Raw genomic sequence first — 19,685 nt, forward strand, 5'->3', positions numbered from 1 at the left:
ACGTTTGCGTGTAGCAAAGAAATCACCAATGTTTGAAAAAAAGGTTATTTTTGGGATACGTAAGTTCACGGTGGGTGTTGCATCAGTCGGTATTGCAACAGCTTTTTTGATATCCGGAACTGGCCAATTAGTTCAAGCAGAGGAAGTAGCAACTCCCTCTACGGAAATAACAGCTCCAATTAATACAGATCAAACGTCAGATGTTGATGCTACTGCATCAGTCGCTGGCAGTGAGTTGGTTGAAGAGGTTGTAACTTCTGACACAACTGCTACAGAGGCATCAACGCTAGTTGCTGAAGCAGGCGAAGTTTTCGATGCACAAGTAAATACAGCATCAGTAGAAGAGGTTGTAACTTCTGACACAACAGCTGCAGAGGCATCAACGCTAGTTGCTGAAGCAAGCGAAGCTTTCGATGCACAAGTAAATACAGCATCAGTAGAAAATGTTGCAACTGTAGCAGAAACAGCTACATTGTCCACCCCAGCAGAAGCGCCAATTGAAGAAGGTAGTATTCGTCTGCACTTTGAAAATGTAGACGAAACAGCACCAGAAAGTCAAGGTTTGTGGACTTGGGGAGGAGTTGAAACACCATCTGATGGAAATAAATGGCCAACTGATACAGTGAATTTCTCAAGTAGCCAAGTGGATGACTACGGCCATTATGTTGATATTAAAAAATCTGAGACACCAGGCACAATCGGTTATGTGGTCCTTAAAGATAGAGAAAAAATAACAGAATCGGACCAAAAAGTGGAGCTTCTTGTTCCGGAACAAAATGAGGCTTGGGTTGCTAGCGATTATACTGTTTCTAGCTATGAGCCACTCAAGGATGAAAATGTTCTCCGCATCAATTACACACGTGAAGACAACAATTATGATGGTTGGGGCGTATGGACTTGGGGAGATACGACTGAAGTAAGTAGCGGCTGGCCAGTAGGTGCCCTTGATTTTAAAGTTGGGAAATACGGTGCTTATGTTGACATTCCTCTTTCAAATGGTTTAGATTCTAAGCTTGGATTTCTACTAATCAATCAGAATAATCCAGATCTTGCTGGCAATAAATCGGTTGATTTTGCTTTTGCAGATCGTAAACGGCATAGCCAAATTTTCCTTCAGAATGGTGATGACAAAGTCTATACCAATCCATACTTTATCGAAGAAAAAGTAGAATTAGATACAAGCAAAGCTACTCCGGGAACAAAAAATGTAACCATTGAAGCAAGTATAAACGCGCCTTTCAACTACAACGAAAGTGGTCTTGTTTCTGTAGCTATAACCAATCCTGAAAGTGCTGAAATTATCAAAATGGAAGTCGACACTACTACACTGGGTGGTGGTATCGTACCAATTTCAACAGAGCTTAATCGTGTAACGATTAAGGCAACTTCTGACACAGCTCCAGGGACATACAGTCTACCTGTAAAGGTATATGATAAAGACAATGGCTACTACGAAACAAAATTGGATGTGACCATTACGGAGCGCATTAAGGCAGAAGGTGAAAAAGACTGGGACGAGCAAGTCATCTACTTTATGATGACTGACCGTTTCTACAATGGTGACGTTAGCAATGATCAGAAGGTTGTTGGAGACGTAACTAACCCTCGTGGTCTCTACCGAGGCGGAGATTTTAAAGGGGTTACAGCTAAGTTGGACTACTTGAAAGAATTGGGTGTGGATTCTATCTGGTTGACACCAATTGTTGAAAATATTCCACAGAATGTTGGTAGCGCTACAGATGGAGAATACTATGCTTACCATGGCTACTGGGCATCAAATTTTGAAAAACTAAATCCACATTTGGGAAGTTTAGCCGATTTCCACAAATTGATTGATGCCGCAGCCGAAAAAGGAATCAATATCATTGTTGACGTGGTGTTGAATCATGCTGGCTATGGCGCAGAAGAAACCTTTAAAGGTATGGTACGGACCAAGGAAGAAGATAAGCAGGGAGATGACCAATTAGGCTCATTATCTGGATTACCAGACTTCAAGACAGAAGAAGCTACAGTACGCAATCAGTTGGTTGCTTGGCAGGCATCTTGGTTGGAACGCTCAAAAACTGCTAAAGGTAATTCAATCTATGGTTTCCGTGTCGATACAGTCAAACACGTTGATGATACCACATGGCAACATTTCAAAAATGAATTGGTGGATAGAGATCCTGACTTCCACTTGATTGGAGAAACTTGGGGAGCTAACTATAAAGATACCAAGGGTGACTTGGGAATCGGTACTATGGACAGCTTGTTGGACTTTGGCTTCAAGGATATCGCCAAGTATTTGGTCAATGGTCAACTGAAAGCAGCTGGAAAAGAGCTAGAAGAGCGTAGCAAGGTTCTGACTAGCGCAGCTTCTCTGGGTCAATTCTTGGGTAGTCATGACGAAGATGGTTTCCTTTACAGTCTCGGTGGCGCAGACAAAGAAGGAAATCTGGATAAACTGAAATTGGCTGCTAGTCTCTTGATTACTGCTAAAGGTCAGCCTGTCATATACTACGGTGAAGAATTAGGCCAATCTGGACAAAACAACTGGCCAGCTTATGACAACCGGTACGATTTCGATTGGAGTAAGGTAGAGACAAGTGACATAGAGGACCATTACCAAAAATTGTTGGCTTTCCGTAATGGAAATTCAACATTGCTCTCACGTGGTGATACAACAACACTTGCTGGAAATGATAGCCAAGGTTGGCTTATCAGCAAACGCAGTTACCAAGATCAAGCTGCCTATCTTGTCTTCTCAACCAATACCGAGAGCAAGGGAATGGCAATTGAAGTATCTGGTAAGGATGTAGTGGTCACAGATGCATACACAGGAAAATCTTATCAAGCTATCGAGAAAGACGGTAAATGGGTTGTTCAAGTCGAACTTCCAACTATCGGTCAAGGTGGCACCATGCTCCTTCAGACAGAAGCAGGTGACATCGTCAATGCAAGTGTGCAAGGAGCAACTGAAGAACCAATTGAAACAGGCTACTTACGTGTTCACTTTAAAACTCTACCATCTGATAATTTATCTAGCTTAGGTTTATGGACATGGGATGATGTCGAAAAACCATCGTCAGATGTTGGTGCTTGGCCAACGGGGGCGACTAATTTCAGTACTGCTAAGCAGGATGATTATGGCTATTATCTTGATATCAAGATGAAAGATGAAACAGCCAGCAAAATCAGTCTTCTGATTAATAATACATCTGGGGAAAATATAACCGGCGATAAAGTTATTGAGCGAATTAGCACTAAGATGAATGAAGCTTGGTTTGATGAGAATTATCAACTCAGCCTCTATCAACCACTCAAAGAAGGCTATATCCGTATCAATTACTTCCGTACAGATGGCGATTATGACCAAAAAGGTCTCTGGATCTGGGGTGATGTGACTGATGTTGTCTTGGGTGACTGGCCAAATGGTATTGATTTTGAAAACCAAGGTAAATATGGTGCCTATATCGATGTCAAATTGACAGATTTACCAAGTTCAATTGGCTTCCTGCTATTGGATGAAAGCAAGTCAGGAGATGATGTCAAGATTCAGCAGAAAGATTATAGCTTTACAGATTTGAAAAATCAGACACAAATCTTCCTAAAAGATGAGGATCCAACCATCTACACTAATCCGTATTTTGTGAACAACGTCCGTGTAACAGGCGTTTCTCATGTTAGCCTGACAGCTCTAGAAGCAGTCTTTACAACGCTTGAAGGTGCTGATAAGGAAAGTATTTTTGAAAAATTGTCTGTAACAGATAAAAATGGTCAGACGGTGACTGTGACGGACCTTGTCTTGGATGCTACCAGCAACAAGGTGCGAGTCCTTGGGGATTTCAACCAAGAAAATGCGGGCTATACCCTCAAATATGGCAATGATAGCTTCACAACAACTATGAGCTGGCAATTGAAGGATGAGCTCTATGCTTATGATGGAGAACTTGGTGCGCGTGTGAGTCAGGCTGGAAGTGTCGTTGATATGACTCTCTGGTCTCCAAGTGCAGACAGTGTAGCAGTTGTTCTTTATGATAAGGATGATCAGTCTAAGGTGGTCGGTAAATTAGCCATGACCAAGGGCGATAAAGGACAATGGGATCTTGAATTGAACAGTCAATCAGATCTTGGTATCGCAGATTATCGTGGTTACTATTACCATTATGAAATCACTCGTGGGGATCAATCTGTTCTTGTTTTAGATCCATATGCTATGTCTTTAGCGGAGTGGAATAGTGATTTAGCAGATACTGATCCATCTTATCGTATTGCCAAAGCGGCGATTGTGGATCCATCAGAAGTTGGTCCAAGCAATTTGGATTATGCTACTATTCCTAATTTCAATCAGCGTGAAGATGCGATTATATATGAAGCACATGTTCGTGACTTCACATCAGATCCTGCAATTTCGGATGAATTGACTGCTCAGTTTGGTACCTTTGCAGCCTTTGCAGAGCGTCTCAGCTACCTCAAGGAATTGGGTGTGACTCATATTCAATTATTGCCTGTTATGAGCTACTATTTTGTCAATGAATTGAAAAATACAGAGCGGATGGATAAGTACGCGTCAAGCAACAGTAACTACAACTGGGGTTATGATCCACAGAGCTACTTTGCCTTTACAGGTATGTATTCTACAGATCCGACAGATCCAATGAAACGCATTGAAGAGTTCAAAAACCTGGTCAATGAAATTCACAAACAAGGCATGGGTGTGATTTTGGATGTGGTGTATAACCACACTTCTAAGACTTTCTTATTTGAAGATTTAGAGCCAAACTATTATCACTTCATGGAGGCAGATGGTACGGCTAAATCAAGCTTTGGTGGTGGTCGTCTGGGAACCACTCACTACATGAGTCGCCGTGTCCTCGTTGATTCTATCAAGTATCTTGTGGACGAGTTTAAGGTAGATGGTTTCCGCTTTGATATGATGGGGGACCATGATGCCGAAGCAATTGAGCTGGCCTTTACTGAAGCTCAAAAACTCAATCCAAACATCATTATGCTTGGTGAAGGTTGGAGAACCTTTACAGGTGATGCCAATCAGCCTGTTCAGCCAGCAGACCAAGACTGGATGAGTTCAACAGATACTGTTGCGGTATTCTCAGATGAAATTCGCAATACACTTAAATCTGGTTATCCAAACGAAGGTCAGCCAGCCTTTATCACAGGCGGTGCTAAGAGTGTAGAATCTGTCTTCAATAACATCAAGGCACAACCAGGCAACTTCTTGGCAGATGATCCAGGTGATGTGATCCAATATATTGCTGCGCATGATAACTTGACCCTCTTTGATATCATTGCTCAGTCCATCAAGAAGGACCCATCAATCGCTGAAAATTACACTGAAATTCACCAACGGCAACGTTTGGGTAACTTGCTAGTTTTGACTGCTCAAGGGACACCGTTCATCCATTCTGGTCAGGAGTATGGACGGACCAAACAGTTCCGTCACCCTGATTATCAGTACCCTGTAGCAGAAGATCAAGTGCCGAACAAAGCTCATTTGTTGACAAATGCTGATGGTACACCATTTGATTACCCATACTACATTCATGATTCTTATGATTCATCTGATGCCGTCAACAAGTTTGACTGGACCAAAGCGACAGATGAGGCGCTCTATCCAGAAAATACCCGTACTCAGGCCTTTACAAAAGGATTGATTGCCTTGCGCAAATCTACAGATGCCTTCCGTTTGGGAACAAAAGACCAAGTCGATCAAATGGTTAGCTTGATTTCAATACCAGGTCAAAATGGTATTGCTACAAACGATGTGGTTATTGCCTATCAAACCATTGCAAGCAACGGTGATCGCTATGCTGTCTTTGTCAATGCTGACAGTAAGGAACGTAGTTTTGTTCTTTCAGATGTTTACAAAGACTTACTGCAGGGTCAAGTACTGGTTGATGGTGAGCGTGCAGGTGTAGAAGCATTGTCTGATATAGTGGGTGTCGAATTGACTGATAGTGCAGTTGTCCTTTCGCCACTAACTGCAGCGGTGATTCGTTTGCCTTATATCATCACAGACGTTCCAGATACAGCACCTACTGCTGAAGAAAAACCAACCTTAGACTTTACTACGAAAGAACGTACAGAAGAATCTGTCCTTCCGATTGCAGAGGAAGTTCGCTATGATGCAACTCTCGCAAAAGGTCAATCTTATGTGCTTCAAGAAGGTAAGGCAGGTAAGAGAGTCTTGGTTTATCAAGATGTCTTAGTTGACGGCAAGGTGATTGCTACTAACTTGTTATCAGAATCAGTTGTAGATGCTGAGGCACGGATTGTTGTTAAGGGTAGTATGGAGGCTAAGGATGTGGTAGAAAAACCAAGTCTTTCTACTCCAACAGCTCAAGTGTCTGAACAAACCACAAGTGCATCAAACAAAGAAAGCCTACCAGCTACAGGTGACCGACAAAGTGATTTGGCACTTCTAGGTCTCGGACTTGCTGGACTTGGTTTGACAGTTGCTGCACAAGGAAGAAACAAAAAATCGGAAGAATAGTATTCTTCGGACGTAACAATAGTTTTTACAGTTTTTGGGAAAAGCTTAAAATGTAGCAAAATTATTGAGATAGACCACATTATAAAACGCATAGAATCAACGGTTTAGTAACGCAATGATTCTATGTGTTTTTTTTAATGAAGAATTTACTTGGATTTTTTAGATCTCAAAAATTGTAATTTGTTTCATACATTTATTGATTCCCCTCCTCTCAAAAGAATTTCGTTATATAGAAACAAGAATATTCTGACAGACATAGAAAACGCTTTATGGTATAATGAAAACATGACTTTATAAAAGGAGAAAAACATGTCAAATCTTTCAGTCAATGCGATTCGTTTCCTTGGTATTGATGCCATTGAGAAATCGAAATCAGGTCACCCTGGCATCGTTATGGGTGCAGCCCCAATGGCTTACAGCCTCTTTACCAAGGAGCTCCGCATTAATCCATCCCAACCGAATTGGATTAACCGTGATCGTTTCATCTTATCAGCCGGCCATGGCTCCATGCTTCTTTATGGCCTCCTTCATTTGTCAGGATTTGAAGATGTCACAATGGACGAGATCAAGAACTTCCGTCAATGGGGGTCAAAAACACCAGGTCACCCAGAATTAGGTCATACAACAGGTGTAGATGCAACAACAGGCCCTCTTGGACAAGGGATTTCAACTGCGACAGGTTTTGCGCAAGCAGAGCGTTTCCTTGCAGCTAAGTACAACCGCGATGGCTTCCCAATCTTTGATCACTATACTTATGTGATTTGCGGTGATGGGGACTTGATGGAAGGTGTTTCCTCAGAGGCTGCTTCTTATGCAGGACTTCAAAAATTAGAAAAACTCATCGTTCTCTATGATTCAAACGACATCAACTTGGATGGTGAAACGAAAGATGCCTTTACAGAAAGTGTACGTGCACGTTACGATGCATATGGTTGGTATACAGACCTCGTAACAAATGGTACAGATGTAGATGTCATCTTTGCGGCTATTGAAAAAGCAAAAGCTGCTGGTAAACCATCACTTATCGAAATCAAAACAGTTATTGGTTATGGTTCGCCAAATAAAGCTGGAAGCAATGCGGCTCACGGTGCTCCTCTTGGTCCAGAAGAGGCAGAAGCAACTCGTAAGGCACTTGATTGGAACTATGCTCCGTTTGAAATTCCAGCTGAGGTCTATGCGGACTTCAAAGCTAATGTAGCTGACCGTGGAGCAGCTGCGTATGATGCTTGGGTGAGATTGGTGGAAGACTACAAAGTAGCACATCCAGAATTGGCTGCAGAAGTAACAGCTATCTTGGAAGGTCGTGAATTGGCTGAGTTGACAGAAGCTGATTTCCCTGTCTATGAAAATGGTTTCTCACAAGCAACTCGTAACTCATCACAAGACGCGATAAATGCAGCAGCGGCAGTATTACCAAATTTCTTTGGTGGTTCAGCTGACTTGGCACACTCAAATATGACTGTCATTAAGGGGGAAGGACTTCAAGACTCTGCTAATCCTCTGAATCGCAATATCCAATTCGGTGTGCGTGAATTTGCTATGGGTACTATCTTGAATGGTATGGCAGCACACGGTGGACTTCGCGTTTTCGGTGGTACCTTCTTCGTCTTCTCAGACTATGTGAAGGCAGCAGTTCGTTTGTCAGCCCTTCAAGGACTTCCTGTAACTTATGTCTTCACGCATGACTCAATTGCAGTTGGTGAAGATGGCCCAACTCACGAGCCAATCGAGCACTTGGCAGGACTTCGTGCCATGCCAAACCTCAACGTTTTCCGTCCAGCAGATGCGCGTGAAACACAGGCAGCTTGGTACTTGTCATTGACCAGCAAATCAACACCATCAGCTCTTGTTCTCACTCGTCAAAACTTGACAGTTGAAGAAGGAACAGCCTTTGACAAGGTTGCAAAAGGTGCTTACGTTGTCTATGAAGCAGCAGGCTTTGATACCATCCTTCTTGCATCTGGTTCAGAAGTGAACTTGGCTGTAAAAGCTGCCAAAGAACTAGAAGCAACAGGCACTAAGGTCCGTGTGGTTTCTGTACCGTCTACAGAGCTCTTTGATGCACAAGATGCAGCTTATAAGGAAGAAATCCTTCCAAATGCTATCCGTCGTCGCTTGGCTATTGAAATGGGTGCGACTCAAAGTTGGTACAAGTATGTCGGTCTTGACGGTAAAGTTCTTGGTATCGACACGTTCGGTGCCTCAGCTCCAGCACAAACAGTTATTGACAACTATGGCTTCACAGTAGAAAATGTTGTGAACTTGGTTGGCAAATTATAGTAAAATGTCAGAAACAGCCTTTCGGGGCTGTTTTCTGTTATAATCATTTTATGAACTATACCTTAGAAGAAAAAGAATATTTTATGAGACAAGCCTTAGAAGAGGCACGAAAATCCCTTGAAAAAGATGAAATCCCAATCGGTTGCGTTATTGTGAAGGAAGGGCAGATTATTGGTAGAGGCCACAATGCGCGTGAGGAACTCAATCAAGCCATCATGCACGCCGAAGTCATGGCCATCCAAGAAGCCAATCGAGTGGAAGGGAATTGGCGACTGCTGGATACGACCCTTTTTGTCACAATAGAACCCTGTGTCATGTGTAGTGGTGCTATTGGTCTCGCACGCATTCCAAGGGTGATTTATGGAGGCACCAATCAAAAGTTTGGTGCTGCTGGGAGTCTTTATGATATTTTAGCGGACGTCCGTCTGAATCATCGAGTAGAGGTGGAAAAGGGAATATTGGAAGAGGAGTGTGCCCAAATGATGCAAGATTTTTTCAGACAACGTAGGGAGAAGCAAAAAGCTGATAAGCTGGCTACTAAATCCCTAGTGGATCAATCCTAATCGACTCTCCACTTGCACTCTAGCCAAATTGTGTTATAATAATAAACGGAGCAACATTCGTGCGTGAAGCGGGTCAGGGGAGGAATCCAGCAGCCCTAAGCGAAGTCGGGTGTGTGCTCTTTTTTTGTACAGCCTAAAAATCCTTTGAAATTAAGCTTTCAGAGGTTTTTTATTGTCTCGTTTTTTAGAGACAGGGGCAAAATAGGGGCAGTCAAATCAAACCATGAACGAAACTAGCCAAGCTACAATACCCCACCCCATAACGAAAAGAATTAAAGTCAGGGATTGTCAGGGGGGGAGGCGGTTTGAAATATTCTTTGGCTTTTATTCTTCAAATTCTTTTTCATCGTCGCATAACACATTCTACTTGAATTGATTCTAGATGGCTCCGTTTTTCGAATATTATTAAGAAAAGTTTTGGACTGCTCTGCTATTCTATTGAAAAAGAAGGAGGGAAGTCTATGTTTGTATTTGCCTTTCCAGGTATGGGGAAAACGACTCTTGCTAAGAAATATAGCAGAGTGGTGGACTTAGAGATGTCCGATATAAAATACGATAATAGTAGTGTACAGCATTTGAGTAAGGAAGAACGAAAATCAACGAAGCGGCCTTTAAAGGATAAGCTCTATAAAACAATCTATGTGGATAAAGCATATAGTCTCCACCAGGATGGAAAAGTTGTTTTAGTAGCACTGAATTTTTTAGCCAGAATGCTAGCTGCAATGATAGTACGTGGTGGGGTCTTGTTTCATATTTTCATTCCTCATCCGTTTTTAAAAGAGGAATATCGGCAACGCTATATTTCTAGAGGAAACAACCAACGCTTTATCTTTGAGGTTATGTTTATTTGGTATATCGCTCTGATTCCACTGTATATGCTAGCTAAGCTATTTCCCTACTGGATTACTGTAACACATGCTGGAGAGACCCTAGAGGATTATTGTAAACGTGAAAATTTCATGGAATTTCCAAGAAAACCAAAAATTACGCAAACCATTTCATGAAAATGAATGAAAATTGATAAATTCCTTGAAAAAAACCTGATAAAGCGTTATCATATTATAGTATACAAATGGAGGAAAAACATGACACATATTACATTTGATTATTCAAAAGTCTTAGGCCAATTTGTTGGTGCACAAGAAGTTGACTATATGCAACCACAGGTTACATTGGCTGACCAAATGCTTCGTCAAGGTACAGGTCCTGGTAGCGACTTTATTGGCTGGTTGGATTTGCCAGAAAACTATGACAAAGAAGAATTTGCTCGTATCAAGAAAGCAGCAACTAAGATCCAAAATGAAAGTGAAGTTTTGGTGGTTATTGGTATCGGTGGTTCATACCTTGGTGCCAAAGCAGCGATTGACTTTTTAAGCAATTCTTTTGCTAATTTGCAAACTCGTGAAGAACGCAAAGCGCCACAAATCCTTTACGCTGGAAATTCTATCTCATCAAGCTACCTTGCTGACTTGGTTGACTACGTGTCGGATAAAGATTTCTCTGTTAACGTGATTTCTAAATCAGGTACAACAACAGAGCCCGCGATTGCTTTCCGTGTCTTTAAAGAATTGCTTGTGAAAAAATACGGTCAAGAAGAAGCTAATAACCGTATCTATGCTACAACAGATAAAGCCAAAGGTGCTGTAAAAGTGGAAGCAGATGCAAATGGTTGGGAAACTTTTGTTGTTCCAGATAACGTCGGTGGACGCTTCTCAGTATTGACAGCAGTTGGACTTTTGCCAATCGCAGCATCTGGTGCAGATATTGACGCTCTTATGGAAGGTGCAAATGCTGCCCGTACGACATTCACATCTGATAAAATTGCTGAAAACCAAGCATACCAATATGCTGCAGTGCGTAACATTCTTTACAGAAAAGGTTATGTAACAGAAATCTTAGCTAACTACGAACCATCGCTTCAATACTTCAGTGAATGGTGGAAACAGTTGGCTGGTGAATCCGAAGGTAAGGATCAAAAAGGTATCAATCCAACATCTGCTAACTTCTCAACAGACTTGCACTCTCTTGGACAATTTATCCAAGAAGGAAACCGCAACATCTTTGAAACAGTTGTTCGTGTTGACAAACCTAGAAAAAATATTCTTATCCCTGAAATGGAAGAAGACCTTGATGGTCTGGGCTACTTGCAAGGAAAAGACGTTGACTTTGTAAACAAAAAAGCAACGGATGGAGTGCTTCTTGCTCACACAGATGGTGACGTACCAAACATGTTTGTGACTCTTCCACAACAAGATGAGTTCACACTTGGTTACACCTTCTACTTCTTTGAATTGGCTATTGCTATCTCTGGTTACCTCAATGCTATCAACCCATTTGACCAACCAGGTGTAGAAGCCTACAAGAAAAATATGTTTGCTCTTCTTGGTAAACCAGGATTTGAAGAACTTGGTGCAGAATTAAACGCACGTTTGTAAAAAAACCAAACTGATCGGCGACGGTCAGTTTTTCTTTGCTTATTAAATGTGGTAGAATAGAGCCTATGAAAAATGAATTTTTTGTAGTGGGTGATGTCCATGGAGAGTTTGAGCTCCTACTAGATATTTTAAAGAAATGGGATGAAGAGCGACAACAGCTAATTTTTCTGGGAGATTTGATTGACCGTGGAGAAAATTCAAAGGCCTGTTTAGAACTGGTTTGGCAGTTGGTTCGCGAAAAGGAAGCTATCTGTCTGACAGGTAACCATGAACGTATGTTTTTAGCTTGGTTGCGGGATCCCTTGGAACGCTATGATCATTACCGGAGGAATGGTGGCGATACGACCATTAATTCTCTTCTTGGGCGTCCCTTGGATACACCTGTGGATGGCTTAATCGATGCCAATGCGGTGATGGAACAATACGAACAATTGATCAATTTTTTTGTCAAAACATGCCCTTACCATGTAGAAACCGAGCACTATATTTTCGTTCATGCGGGTGTGGATCTGACCTTGCCTGATTGGCGAAAAACCAGTAATCATGATAAGGTTTGGTTACGCACCCCTTTCCATGAGGCTGAAAATACCACAGGAAAAATGATTGTCTTTGGACATACACCTGTGTATAACCTCTTTCAAACTCAACTTCGCATTAGTCAAATTTGGACTAGCCCAGATGGTAAAATGGGGATTGATGGCGGAGCTGTTTACGGCGGAGTTCTCCATGGGATTGTACTGGATGACACTGGTCTGGTAAAAGATAATATTATAGGTGCTGTTTATCCAAGGAAACATACGAGTGATTGAGAAAACAAAATTTCCCCAAATTTTTTGAAAATTTTGATATAATAGACATAATATTATTTTTAGATTGGAATCATTATGACTGCACAAAAAATGACTGCACAAGAAATCATTGCCTTTATCGGTAATGCGGTGAAAAAAACAACTGTGAAAGTAACTTATGAAGGGGAATTGGCTGGTCCTGTTCCTGCAGAAGTGACAAAACTTGGCAACGTCCTCTTCGGTGACTGGAAAGACGTCGAGCCACTTTTGACGAACTTGACTGAAAATGTAGACTACGTGGTTGAGCAAGACGGCCGCAATTCAGCTGTGCCCTTGTTGGACAAACGGAACATCAATGCTCGTATTGAACCAGGTGCAATTATTCGCGACCAAGTGACGATTGGCGATAATGCCGTTATCATGATGGGTGCCGTTATCAACATCGGTGCAGAAATCGGTCCAGGAACTATGATTGACATGGGTGCTATTCTCGGTGGCCGTGCAACGGTTGGTAAGAACAGCCACATCGGTGCAGGTGCGGTCCTTGCTGGTGTCATCGAGCCAGCTTCTGCAGATCCAGTTCGTGTTGGTGACAATGTCTTGGTTGGTGCCAATGCTGTTGTCATCGAAGGTGTGCAAATCGGTAGTGGCTCTGTTGTCGCAGCGGGTGCCATTGTGACCCAAGATGTACCTGAAAACGTTGTGGTTGCAGGTGTACCAGCCCGCATCATCAAGGAAATCGATGAGCAAACCCAACAAAAAACAGCCTTGGAAGAGGCTTTGCGGACACTCTAAGAGGTAGCTATGCTAGATTTAATTGCAACACGGCGGGCCCTCCACCAGATTCCAGAGCTGGGCATGGAGGAGTTCAAGACCCATGCCTTTCTTATGGAAACTATAGAGGGGTTGCTTCAAGACTGCTCTTTTTCCCAAGTTCGCACGTGGGAGACGGGTATCTTGGTTTATCTGACAGGATCTGCTCCTCAAAAAACGATTGGTTGGCGGACGGATATTGACGGTCTGCCAATTGTGGAGGAAACGGGCCTGGACTTCAAGTCCCTCCAACCAGACCGGATGCACGCCTGCGGACATGATTTCCACATGACCATTGCCTTGGGGCTTTTGGAGAAAATGGCAGAGCAGCAACCGAAAAATAACCTACTCTTCTTGTTTCAGCCTGCAGAGGAAAATCTAGCAGGTGGCATGCTTATGTATGAAGCGGGAGCTTTTGGGGATTGGTTACCAGATGAATTTTATGGGCTCCATGTCCGACCAGATCTCAAAGTTGGTCAAATGGCCACCAACCGTGCGACCCTCTTTGCTGGGACCTGTGAGGTCAAGATACGGTTTACAGGAAAGGGTGGTCACGCAGCATTTCCCCATACCGCAAATGACGCCTTGGTGGCAGCCAGCTACTTTGTGACCCAAGTTCAGTCAGTGGTGAGTCGAAATGTCGACCCAATCGAGGGAGCTGTGGTGACCTTCGGCTCCATGCACGCGGGAACGACCAACAACGTTATTACCGAAACAGCCTTTTTGCATGGCACCATTCGGGCCTTGACCCAGAGTATGAGCCTCTTGGTGCAAAAACGAGTGCGTGAAATAGCAGAAGGAATTGCTCTGTCCTTTGGAGTAGACTTGGAGATCGAACTTAATCCTAGCGGTTATCTGCCTGTGGAGAACAATCCTCAGTTGGCGGATGAACTAATGACTTATTTTGAACAGGTTGATGGTGTGGAAATGATTGACTGTCCACCTGCCATGACGGGTGAAGACTTTGGCTACCTGCTCAACAAAGTTCCAGGTGTTATGTTCTGGCTGGGTGTGGATACGCCTTATCCCCTTCACAATCCTCGTCTCAGTCCCAAAGAGGAAGTGCTTCCCTTTGCTGTGGATAAGTTGAGCGATTTTTTGAAAACGAAAGCAAATTAGACTGGGTTTTCCAGTCTTTTTCTGAAAGAAAAGGAGTTTCTGTGGATAAAAAAGAAATTCGGAAAGAAGTGCTAGGGACTTTGCAAGGACTAACGAGTAGTCAACGAGCAAGATGGAGTCAGCAACTAACAGAAAGGCTCCTTTCCTCTGACACCTATAAGTGCTCAAAGTCGCTTGGGACCTACCTTTCTATGGGACATGAGTTCGATACTAGTTACTTAATTGAACAGGCTCAAAAGGATGGAAAATGCATTTTCATTCCTAAAACCTATTCACAAGGACGCATGGATTTTGTAGAATATAATCCTGATGATTTGGTTAAAACAAGGTTTGGACTTTGGGAACCTGGGACTTATTCACAACCTGTGGATAAGTCTGTGGTTAACTGGATTCATGTCCCTGGATTGGCATGGAATCAAGTAGGGTTTCGGGTTGGCTATGGGGCAGGGTTTTATGACCGCTACTTGTCAGATTATCAGGGGGAGACGGTATCGACCTTGGGCTCTTTCCAGTTATATGATTTTGAACACCAGACATTTGATATCCCAGTAAAGGAGTTGTTGATTTTTGAAGAATCTTTTTGATAAGCGCTACCCTGTGACCAATGGCTTGTTGGCAGTTACGGCTCTTGTTTTTCTATTTATACAAATATTTCGCTTTGGGCAGACCACTACAGCCTATACGATTTTTGAATTCGGTGGTATGTATGGTGAAGTAGTGCGTTATGATCCGACTCAGTTGTGGCGCTTGGTTTCACCTGTTTTTGTCCACATTGGTTGGGAGCATTTTCTATTCAATGGTATTACTTTACTTGGTTTAGGTTATCAATTAGAAGGGCTTTTTGGGTCCCGGAGGTTCTTTCTTCTCTATCTATTATCTGGTATTATGGGGAACCTTTTTGTTCTCTTCTTTACACCAGATGTGGTTGGCGCAGGTGCGTCGACCTCGCTCTTTGGCTTATTTGCAGCCATGGCCCTTTTGAGAAAATTTAGTCGTAGCCCTTATTTACAAGTTCTTGGCCAACGTTACATGCTTCTTCTAGGACTGAACTTGGCATTAGGCCTTTTTACCCCATCCATTAGCATGGCGGGACATATTGGAGGAGCGATTGGTGGTTGTTTAGTCGTTATTTTTTTACCACCGCTTACAGAGAAAAATTTATTTACTGGGAAACAGGTTTTTTACAGTTTCATTGGTTATTTGGGTTTGTTTGCTTTGCTACTGGGCGTATTTTATTTCATGTAAAAAAACTAGCGGATGCTAGTTTTTAACAGAAGTCGTTAGAATTGTTTTCTGACGGCTTTTTCATTTGAAGATAAAGAATTATAACTATCCAATCTTTTTCAGGAATTTTTGCTGAGCTGTTGGAATAGATTAATGAAGAAGAAGTAGATAATGACGACTAAGAATAGCTGTAGAGAGAAGACACATTGGACTCCTACGGTCAAATTTTGGCTACTATTTTCAAGGACAGAAGCAATAGCTGTTCCTAAAGCACCTGCAAATTGTTGCATCATTTGAAAAATAGCTGTGGCATCTGCTTTCTTTTCTTGAGGCAATGTGGATACTGAAACGGCCAGGGTATTGTTAAATGCCATGTTTCTTCCAAAGGTGAATACAATATAGGTTGCTGCCAAACTAAAGAGTGTCAATGTTTCAGTGAATAAGGCCATGATTGAAAGAGCTATGGTAAATAATGTATTCCCAATATATAGTGAAGGTTTTGGTCCTTTTAAATCATAGAATTTGCTAAAAACAGGGGCTAGGATGGCTCCCAAAAGCGTACCTGGTAGTAATGAGAATCCTGCTAGGGTGGAACTTGCCCCCTTCGCTTCAATTAAAAAGTTTGGAATAATAAAGTTTGAACCTAAATTAGCAAATTGATAAATAAAGAAGGGAATTAAACCAAGCCAAACGGTTGGTACTTTCAAGACACGAATATCAAGAAATGGTTTAGGGATAGTCCGACTTCGATGGATAAATGCGGCCAAGCAAAGGATGAATACAGTTAAATATATCCAATTTATTTTACCTTCTTCTAGACTTGTAATTGCTAGAAGCGACGTAATTAGCGCAAGAGCTAACAGTATGAAGGACGAAATATCCAAAGGACGTTTCTCACCTTTTTGGCTATTTTCCATGTAGAGATGGTTTAGAACAAAACAGATAAGGGGGACGGGTAGGATAAAGATGAAAATCCATTGCCAGGGAAGGCGTGCAATCATAAAACCGCAATAGGTAGGGCCGAAAGCAGGTGCTAAACTCATAATCAGACCGCCGATCCCATATAGGTTCCAATTTTTTGAGGAGGAATCCGGTCTAAAATGAGATTGAACATCAATGTCATTCCAATCCCAGTTCCTAATCCTTGTAAGGCGCGTCCTACAATCATGATGGAGAAGCTAGGGGTTGCAAATGCCAAGATTGTACCCGATGTGAACAGAATGAGAGAGGCATTTAAAATAGTTTTTTCTTTAACATTTTGCTGTAAAGTAGCACTGACAGTCATTGATATTGCAACAGCTAAAAGGAAGATGGTTGTAATCCATTAGAGACTTGACAGTGGCAAGTGATAAACTTTTTGTAGGGTAGGAAATGTCACATTCATACTCGTTTCTGAAAGAATACCTGAAAATCCTAGCAGAGCGGTGGCAACAATGGACATGGTTGTGTTTTTGGAAACAGTGTCATTCATTGGGAGAATCCGTCCGTTTTTATTCATTAAAAAAGGGTAGCACGGAGTTGGCTACCACCTTTGCAATCCAATAGTGTTGACTATTTGGAATTTGACGTTATTTTTTTGATTTATCTAACTGTTTACCTAATTCAATGAGGTATTGTTTCAAGTCATCTTTAACCTGAGGATGTTGCAGAGCATAATCGATAGATGTTTTGATGAAACCGAACTTGTCACCAACATCGTATCGGTTACCTTTAAATTCGCGGGCAAATACACGTTGCGTTTTGTTTAGTGTATCAATGGCATCAGTCAGTTGAATCTCATTACCTGCACCTGGTTTTTGGTTTTCTAAAATTCCAAAAATTTCAGGTGTAAGTAAGTAACGACCGATGATAGCAAGATCAGAAGGAGCATCTTCAGGTTTTGGTTTTTCCACAAATGTATCTACGCTGTATAGACCATTGATGCCTTCTCCTTGAGGGGCAATGACACCGTAGGCAGAAACTTCTTCATGAGGGATAGACATAACAGCAATCGTTGAAGCATGTATTTGTTCGTAGTCGTTCATCAGTTGCTTGGTCAATGGTACAGCTTTTGTATCTGTGATATCCATTAGGTCATCACCCAGCATAACGACAAATGGTTCGTTCCCTACAAATGCTTTGGCTTGAAGAACTGCATCTCCGAGTCCACGTGGGTGGCTTTGACGAATGAAGTGTAGACGAATCCCTGTTGTTTCATCAACAAGTTTCAACAAATCATTCTTACCTTTTTCTTTAAGGTTGAATTCCAATTCAAAATTTGAATCGAAATGATCCTCGATAGAACGTTTTGATTTACCAGTTACAACTAAGATATCTTCAATACCAGAACGAAGTGCTTCTTCAACGATAAATTGAATAGTAGGTTTGTCCACAATCGGTAGCATTTCTTTGGCGAGTGCTTTTGTTGCTGGAAGGAAACGTGTTCCCAATCCTGCAGCAGGGATGACTGCTTTTCTGACTTTTTTCATAGTTCATATATTCCTTTGTGCAATTATTTTCAACTAGAAGAATTAGTGCCATTCATTTTCATGGCGGAACTCACCGGTCATGATTTCCTTAATGGCACCTTCAATATTAGCTCCTTGGTAGATGACCTTGTAGATCGCTTGAGTTATTGGCATATAGACACCTAGTTCTTGTGCTAATTCATATGCAGCTTTGGTTGTCGAAATTCCTTCGATAACCATCCCCATATTGCGCTCAACGTCCTCCAGTTTTTCACCACGACCGAGCTGGTCACCGGCTCTCCAGTTACGTGAATGGACAGATGTACCGGTAACAATTAAATCACCGACACCAGAAAGGCCACTATAAGTTAAAGGATTAGCCCCCATAGCAACGCCAAGACGTGTGATTTCAGTTAAACCACGGGCGATAATGGCTGCCTTGGCATTGTCTCCATAGCCCAAACCATGTAAGGCACCCGCACCAACTGCAATAATGTTTTTCAGAGCACCTGCTGTTTCTACACCAATGACATCATTATTAGTATAAAGGCGGAAGTAACGATTACTAAATAGGTTTTGAACGTAGGTTGCTACCTTCATATCTTTTGATGCGGCAGAAATCAGTGTTAAATCACGAACGATTGTTTCTTCTGCATGGCTAGGACCTGATACAACTACGATTTCGGAACGAAGTTGTGCTGGAATTTCTTCTTCTAAAACCTCAGACAAACGTTTGTGACTATCAGGTTCCAATCCTTTTGAGGCATGCATGATAACGACTTTGTGTTTGAGCACTTGCGCAACTTGTTTCGCCACCAGTCGAGTTACCTTGGTTGGGACAACAAAAAGAACAGCATCAACTCCGTCAAGAGTCTCTGATAGGTCTTTGTATGCCTTAATTTTTTCATCTAGAACAATATTTTTAAAATATCGAGTATTCGTATGTTGTTCATTGATTTCATCAATTTGTTCGGAAATATTTCCCCAAATACGTACCTCATGTCCATTATCGTTTAAGACTTGAGAGAGAGCTGTTCCCCATGATCCAGGACCAAGAACGGCAATTTTTTGTTTTTCCATGACCTCTCCTTGCATAGATTGTTACTAATATTATATCACAAGTAGGTATATTCTCACAGAAAAATCATTGGCTGACTTTAATTCAATTGTTGTGCAATTATGGTGGTTCATTTGGGAGAGGCTCAAACAGGAGGGATGGTAATATGAGGTGGAAGAGAGTGAGGAATGTACGGAAAAATGAAGAACGAATTACTTACGAATTACTTCTAGAAAGTCAAATTGTATTGCAATAAATTGGAATTATAGGAAGACATAACCGAGTTCTATTTTAAACGTAGTATAAAAAATAGATTTTGAGAAAGGTTGTTAAAGCCAGTATAAACGAAATGGAAAAATATAAAATATAAATCTTTTTTTGCTGTTTTTCAGTTCTATGGGATCACTTTTTCAAATTAATGAAAAAAAGAGAGCAGTAGACTTGACATTAGTTCTCTTAGGAACTATAA

12 protein-coding genes, 1 other RNA gene and 1 pseudogene are annotated in these 19,685 nt (G+C 41.8%); 11 read left to right on the forward strand and 3 right to left on the reverse strand.

Going from position 1 to position 19,685, the window contains the following annotated elements:
* The first annotated feature begins 28 nt into the window (after nucleotides 1-28).
* From D2A30_00670 to D2A30_00720, 11 genes are all read left to right on the forward strand, one after another.
* Nucleotides 29-6,490, forward strand: a complete 6,462-nt coding sequence (locus D2A30_00670; GenBank protein ID ULL21961.1) for a pullulanase — start codon at nucleotides 29-31, stop codon at nucleotides 6,488-6,490.
* Nucleotides 6,491-6,799: 309 nt separating this feature from the next.
* Nucleotides 6,800-8,770, forward strand: coding sequence for a transketolase (tkt, locus tag D2A30_00675; protein ID ULL20245.1), 1,971 nt, complete (start codon nucleotides 6,800-6,802; stop codon nucleotides 8,768-8,770).
* Nucleotides 8,771-8,820: 50 nt separating this feature from the next.
* Nucleotides 8,821-9,333, forward strand: coding sequence for a tRNA adenosine(34) deaminase TadA (gene tadA / locus D2A30_00680; GenBank protein ULL20246.1), 513 nt, complete (start codon nucleotides 8,821-8,823; stop codon nucleotides 9,331-9,333).
* Nucleotides 9,334-9,370: 37 nt separating this feature from the next.
* An RNA gene (gene ffs, locus D2A30_00685) (signal recognition particle sRNA small type) lies at nucleotides 9,371-9,468 on the forward strand.
* A 326-nt stretch (nucleotides 9,469-9,794) separates the two neighbouring features.
* Nucleotides 9,795-10,337 (forward strand): hypothetical protein, encoded by a 543-nt coding sequence (locus D2A30_00690; protein ID ULL20247.1) that lies wholly within the window; start codon nucleotides 9,795-9,797, stop codon nucleotides 10,335-10,337.
* A gap of 81 nt (nucleotides 10,338-10,418) precedes the next feature.
* Entirely contained in the window at nucleotides 10,419-11,768 is a 1,350-nt protein-coding gene (locus tag D2A30_00695) for a glucose-6-phosphate isomerase (protein ID ULL20248.1), read from the forward strand.
* A 65-nt stretch (nucleotides 11,769-11,833) separates the two neighbouring features.
* Nucleotides 11,834-12,577, forward strand: coding sequence for a serine/threonine protein phosphatase (locus D2A30_00700; protein ID ULL20249.1), 744 nt, complete (start codon nucleotides 11,834-11,836; stop codon nucleotides 12,575-12,577).
* A gap of 75 nt (nucleotides 12,578-12,652) precedes the next feature.
* Nucleotides 12,653-13,351 (forward strand): 2,3,4,5-tetrahydropyridine-2,6-dicarboxylate N-acetyltransferase, encoded by a 699-nt coding sequence (gene dapD / locus D2A30_00705; GenBank protein ULL20250.1) that lies wholly within the window; start codon nucleotides 12,653-12,655, stop codon nucleotides 13,349-13,351.
* Nucleotides 13,352-13,360: 9 nt separating this feature from the next.
* On the forward strand, nucleotides 13,361-14,488 hold the full coding sequence (locus tag D2A30_00710) for an N-acetyldiaminopimelate deacetylase (GenBank protein ID ULL20251.1): 1,128 nt from the start codon (nucleotides 13,361-13,363) through the stop codon (nucleotides 14,486-14,488).
* Between the two features lie 41 nt (nucleotides 14,489-14,529).
* On the forward strand, nucleotides 14,530-15,072 hold the full coding sequence (locus D2A30_00715) for a 5-formyltetrahydrofolate cyclo-ligase (GenBank protein ULL20252.1): 543 nt from the start codon (nucleotides 14,530-14,532) through the stop codon (nucleotides 15,070-15,072).
* Nucleotides 15,056-15,733, forward strand: a complete 678-nt coding sequence (locus tag D2A30_00720) for a rhomboid family intramembrane serine protease (protein ULL20253.1) — start codon at nucleotides 15,056-15,058, stop codon at nucleotides 15,731-15,733. Before D2A30_00715 ends, D2A30_00720 begins: the two co-directional genes overlap by 17 nt.
* A gap of 98 nt (nucleotides 15,734-15,831) precedes the next feature.
* Here the strand turns inward: D2A30_00720 and D2A30_00725 are convergent.
* From D2A30_00725 to D2A30_00735, 3 genes and pseudogenes are all read right to left on the reverse strand, one after another.
* Nucleotides 15,832-17,183: pseudogene (locus D2A30_00725) on the reverse strand (MFS transporter).
* A 97-nt stretch (nucleotides 17,184-17,280) separates the two neighbouring features.
* A complete protein-coding gene (gene galU / locus D2A30_00730) occupies nucleotides 17,281-18,180 on the reverse strand; it encodes a UTP--glucose-1-phosphate uridylyltransferase (protein ID ULL20254.1) in 900 nt (299 codons plus the stop codon).
* Nucleotides 18,181-18,222: 42 nt separating this feature from the next.
* Nucleotides 18,223-19,239, reverse strand: a complete 1,017-nt coding sequence (locus D2A30_00735) for an NAD(P)H-dependent glycerol-3-phosphate dehydrogenase (GenBank protein ID ULL20255.1) — start codon at nucleotides 19,237-19,239, stop codon at nucleotides 18,223-18,225.
* Nucleotides 19,240-19,685: the final 446 nt, after the last annotated feature.

The organism is Streptococcus suis, from assembly GCA_022354845.1.
GTDB classification, from domain to species: Bacteria; Bacillota; Bacilli; order Lactobacillales; family Streptococcaceae; genus Streptococcus; species Streptococcus suis_AA.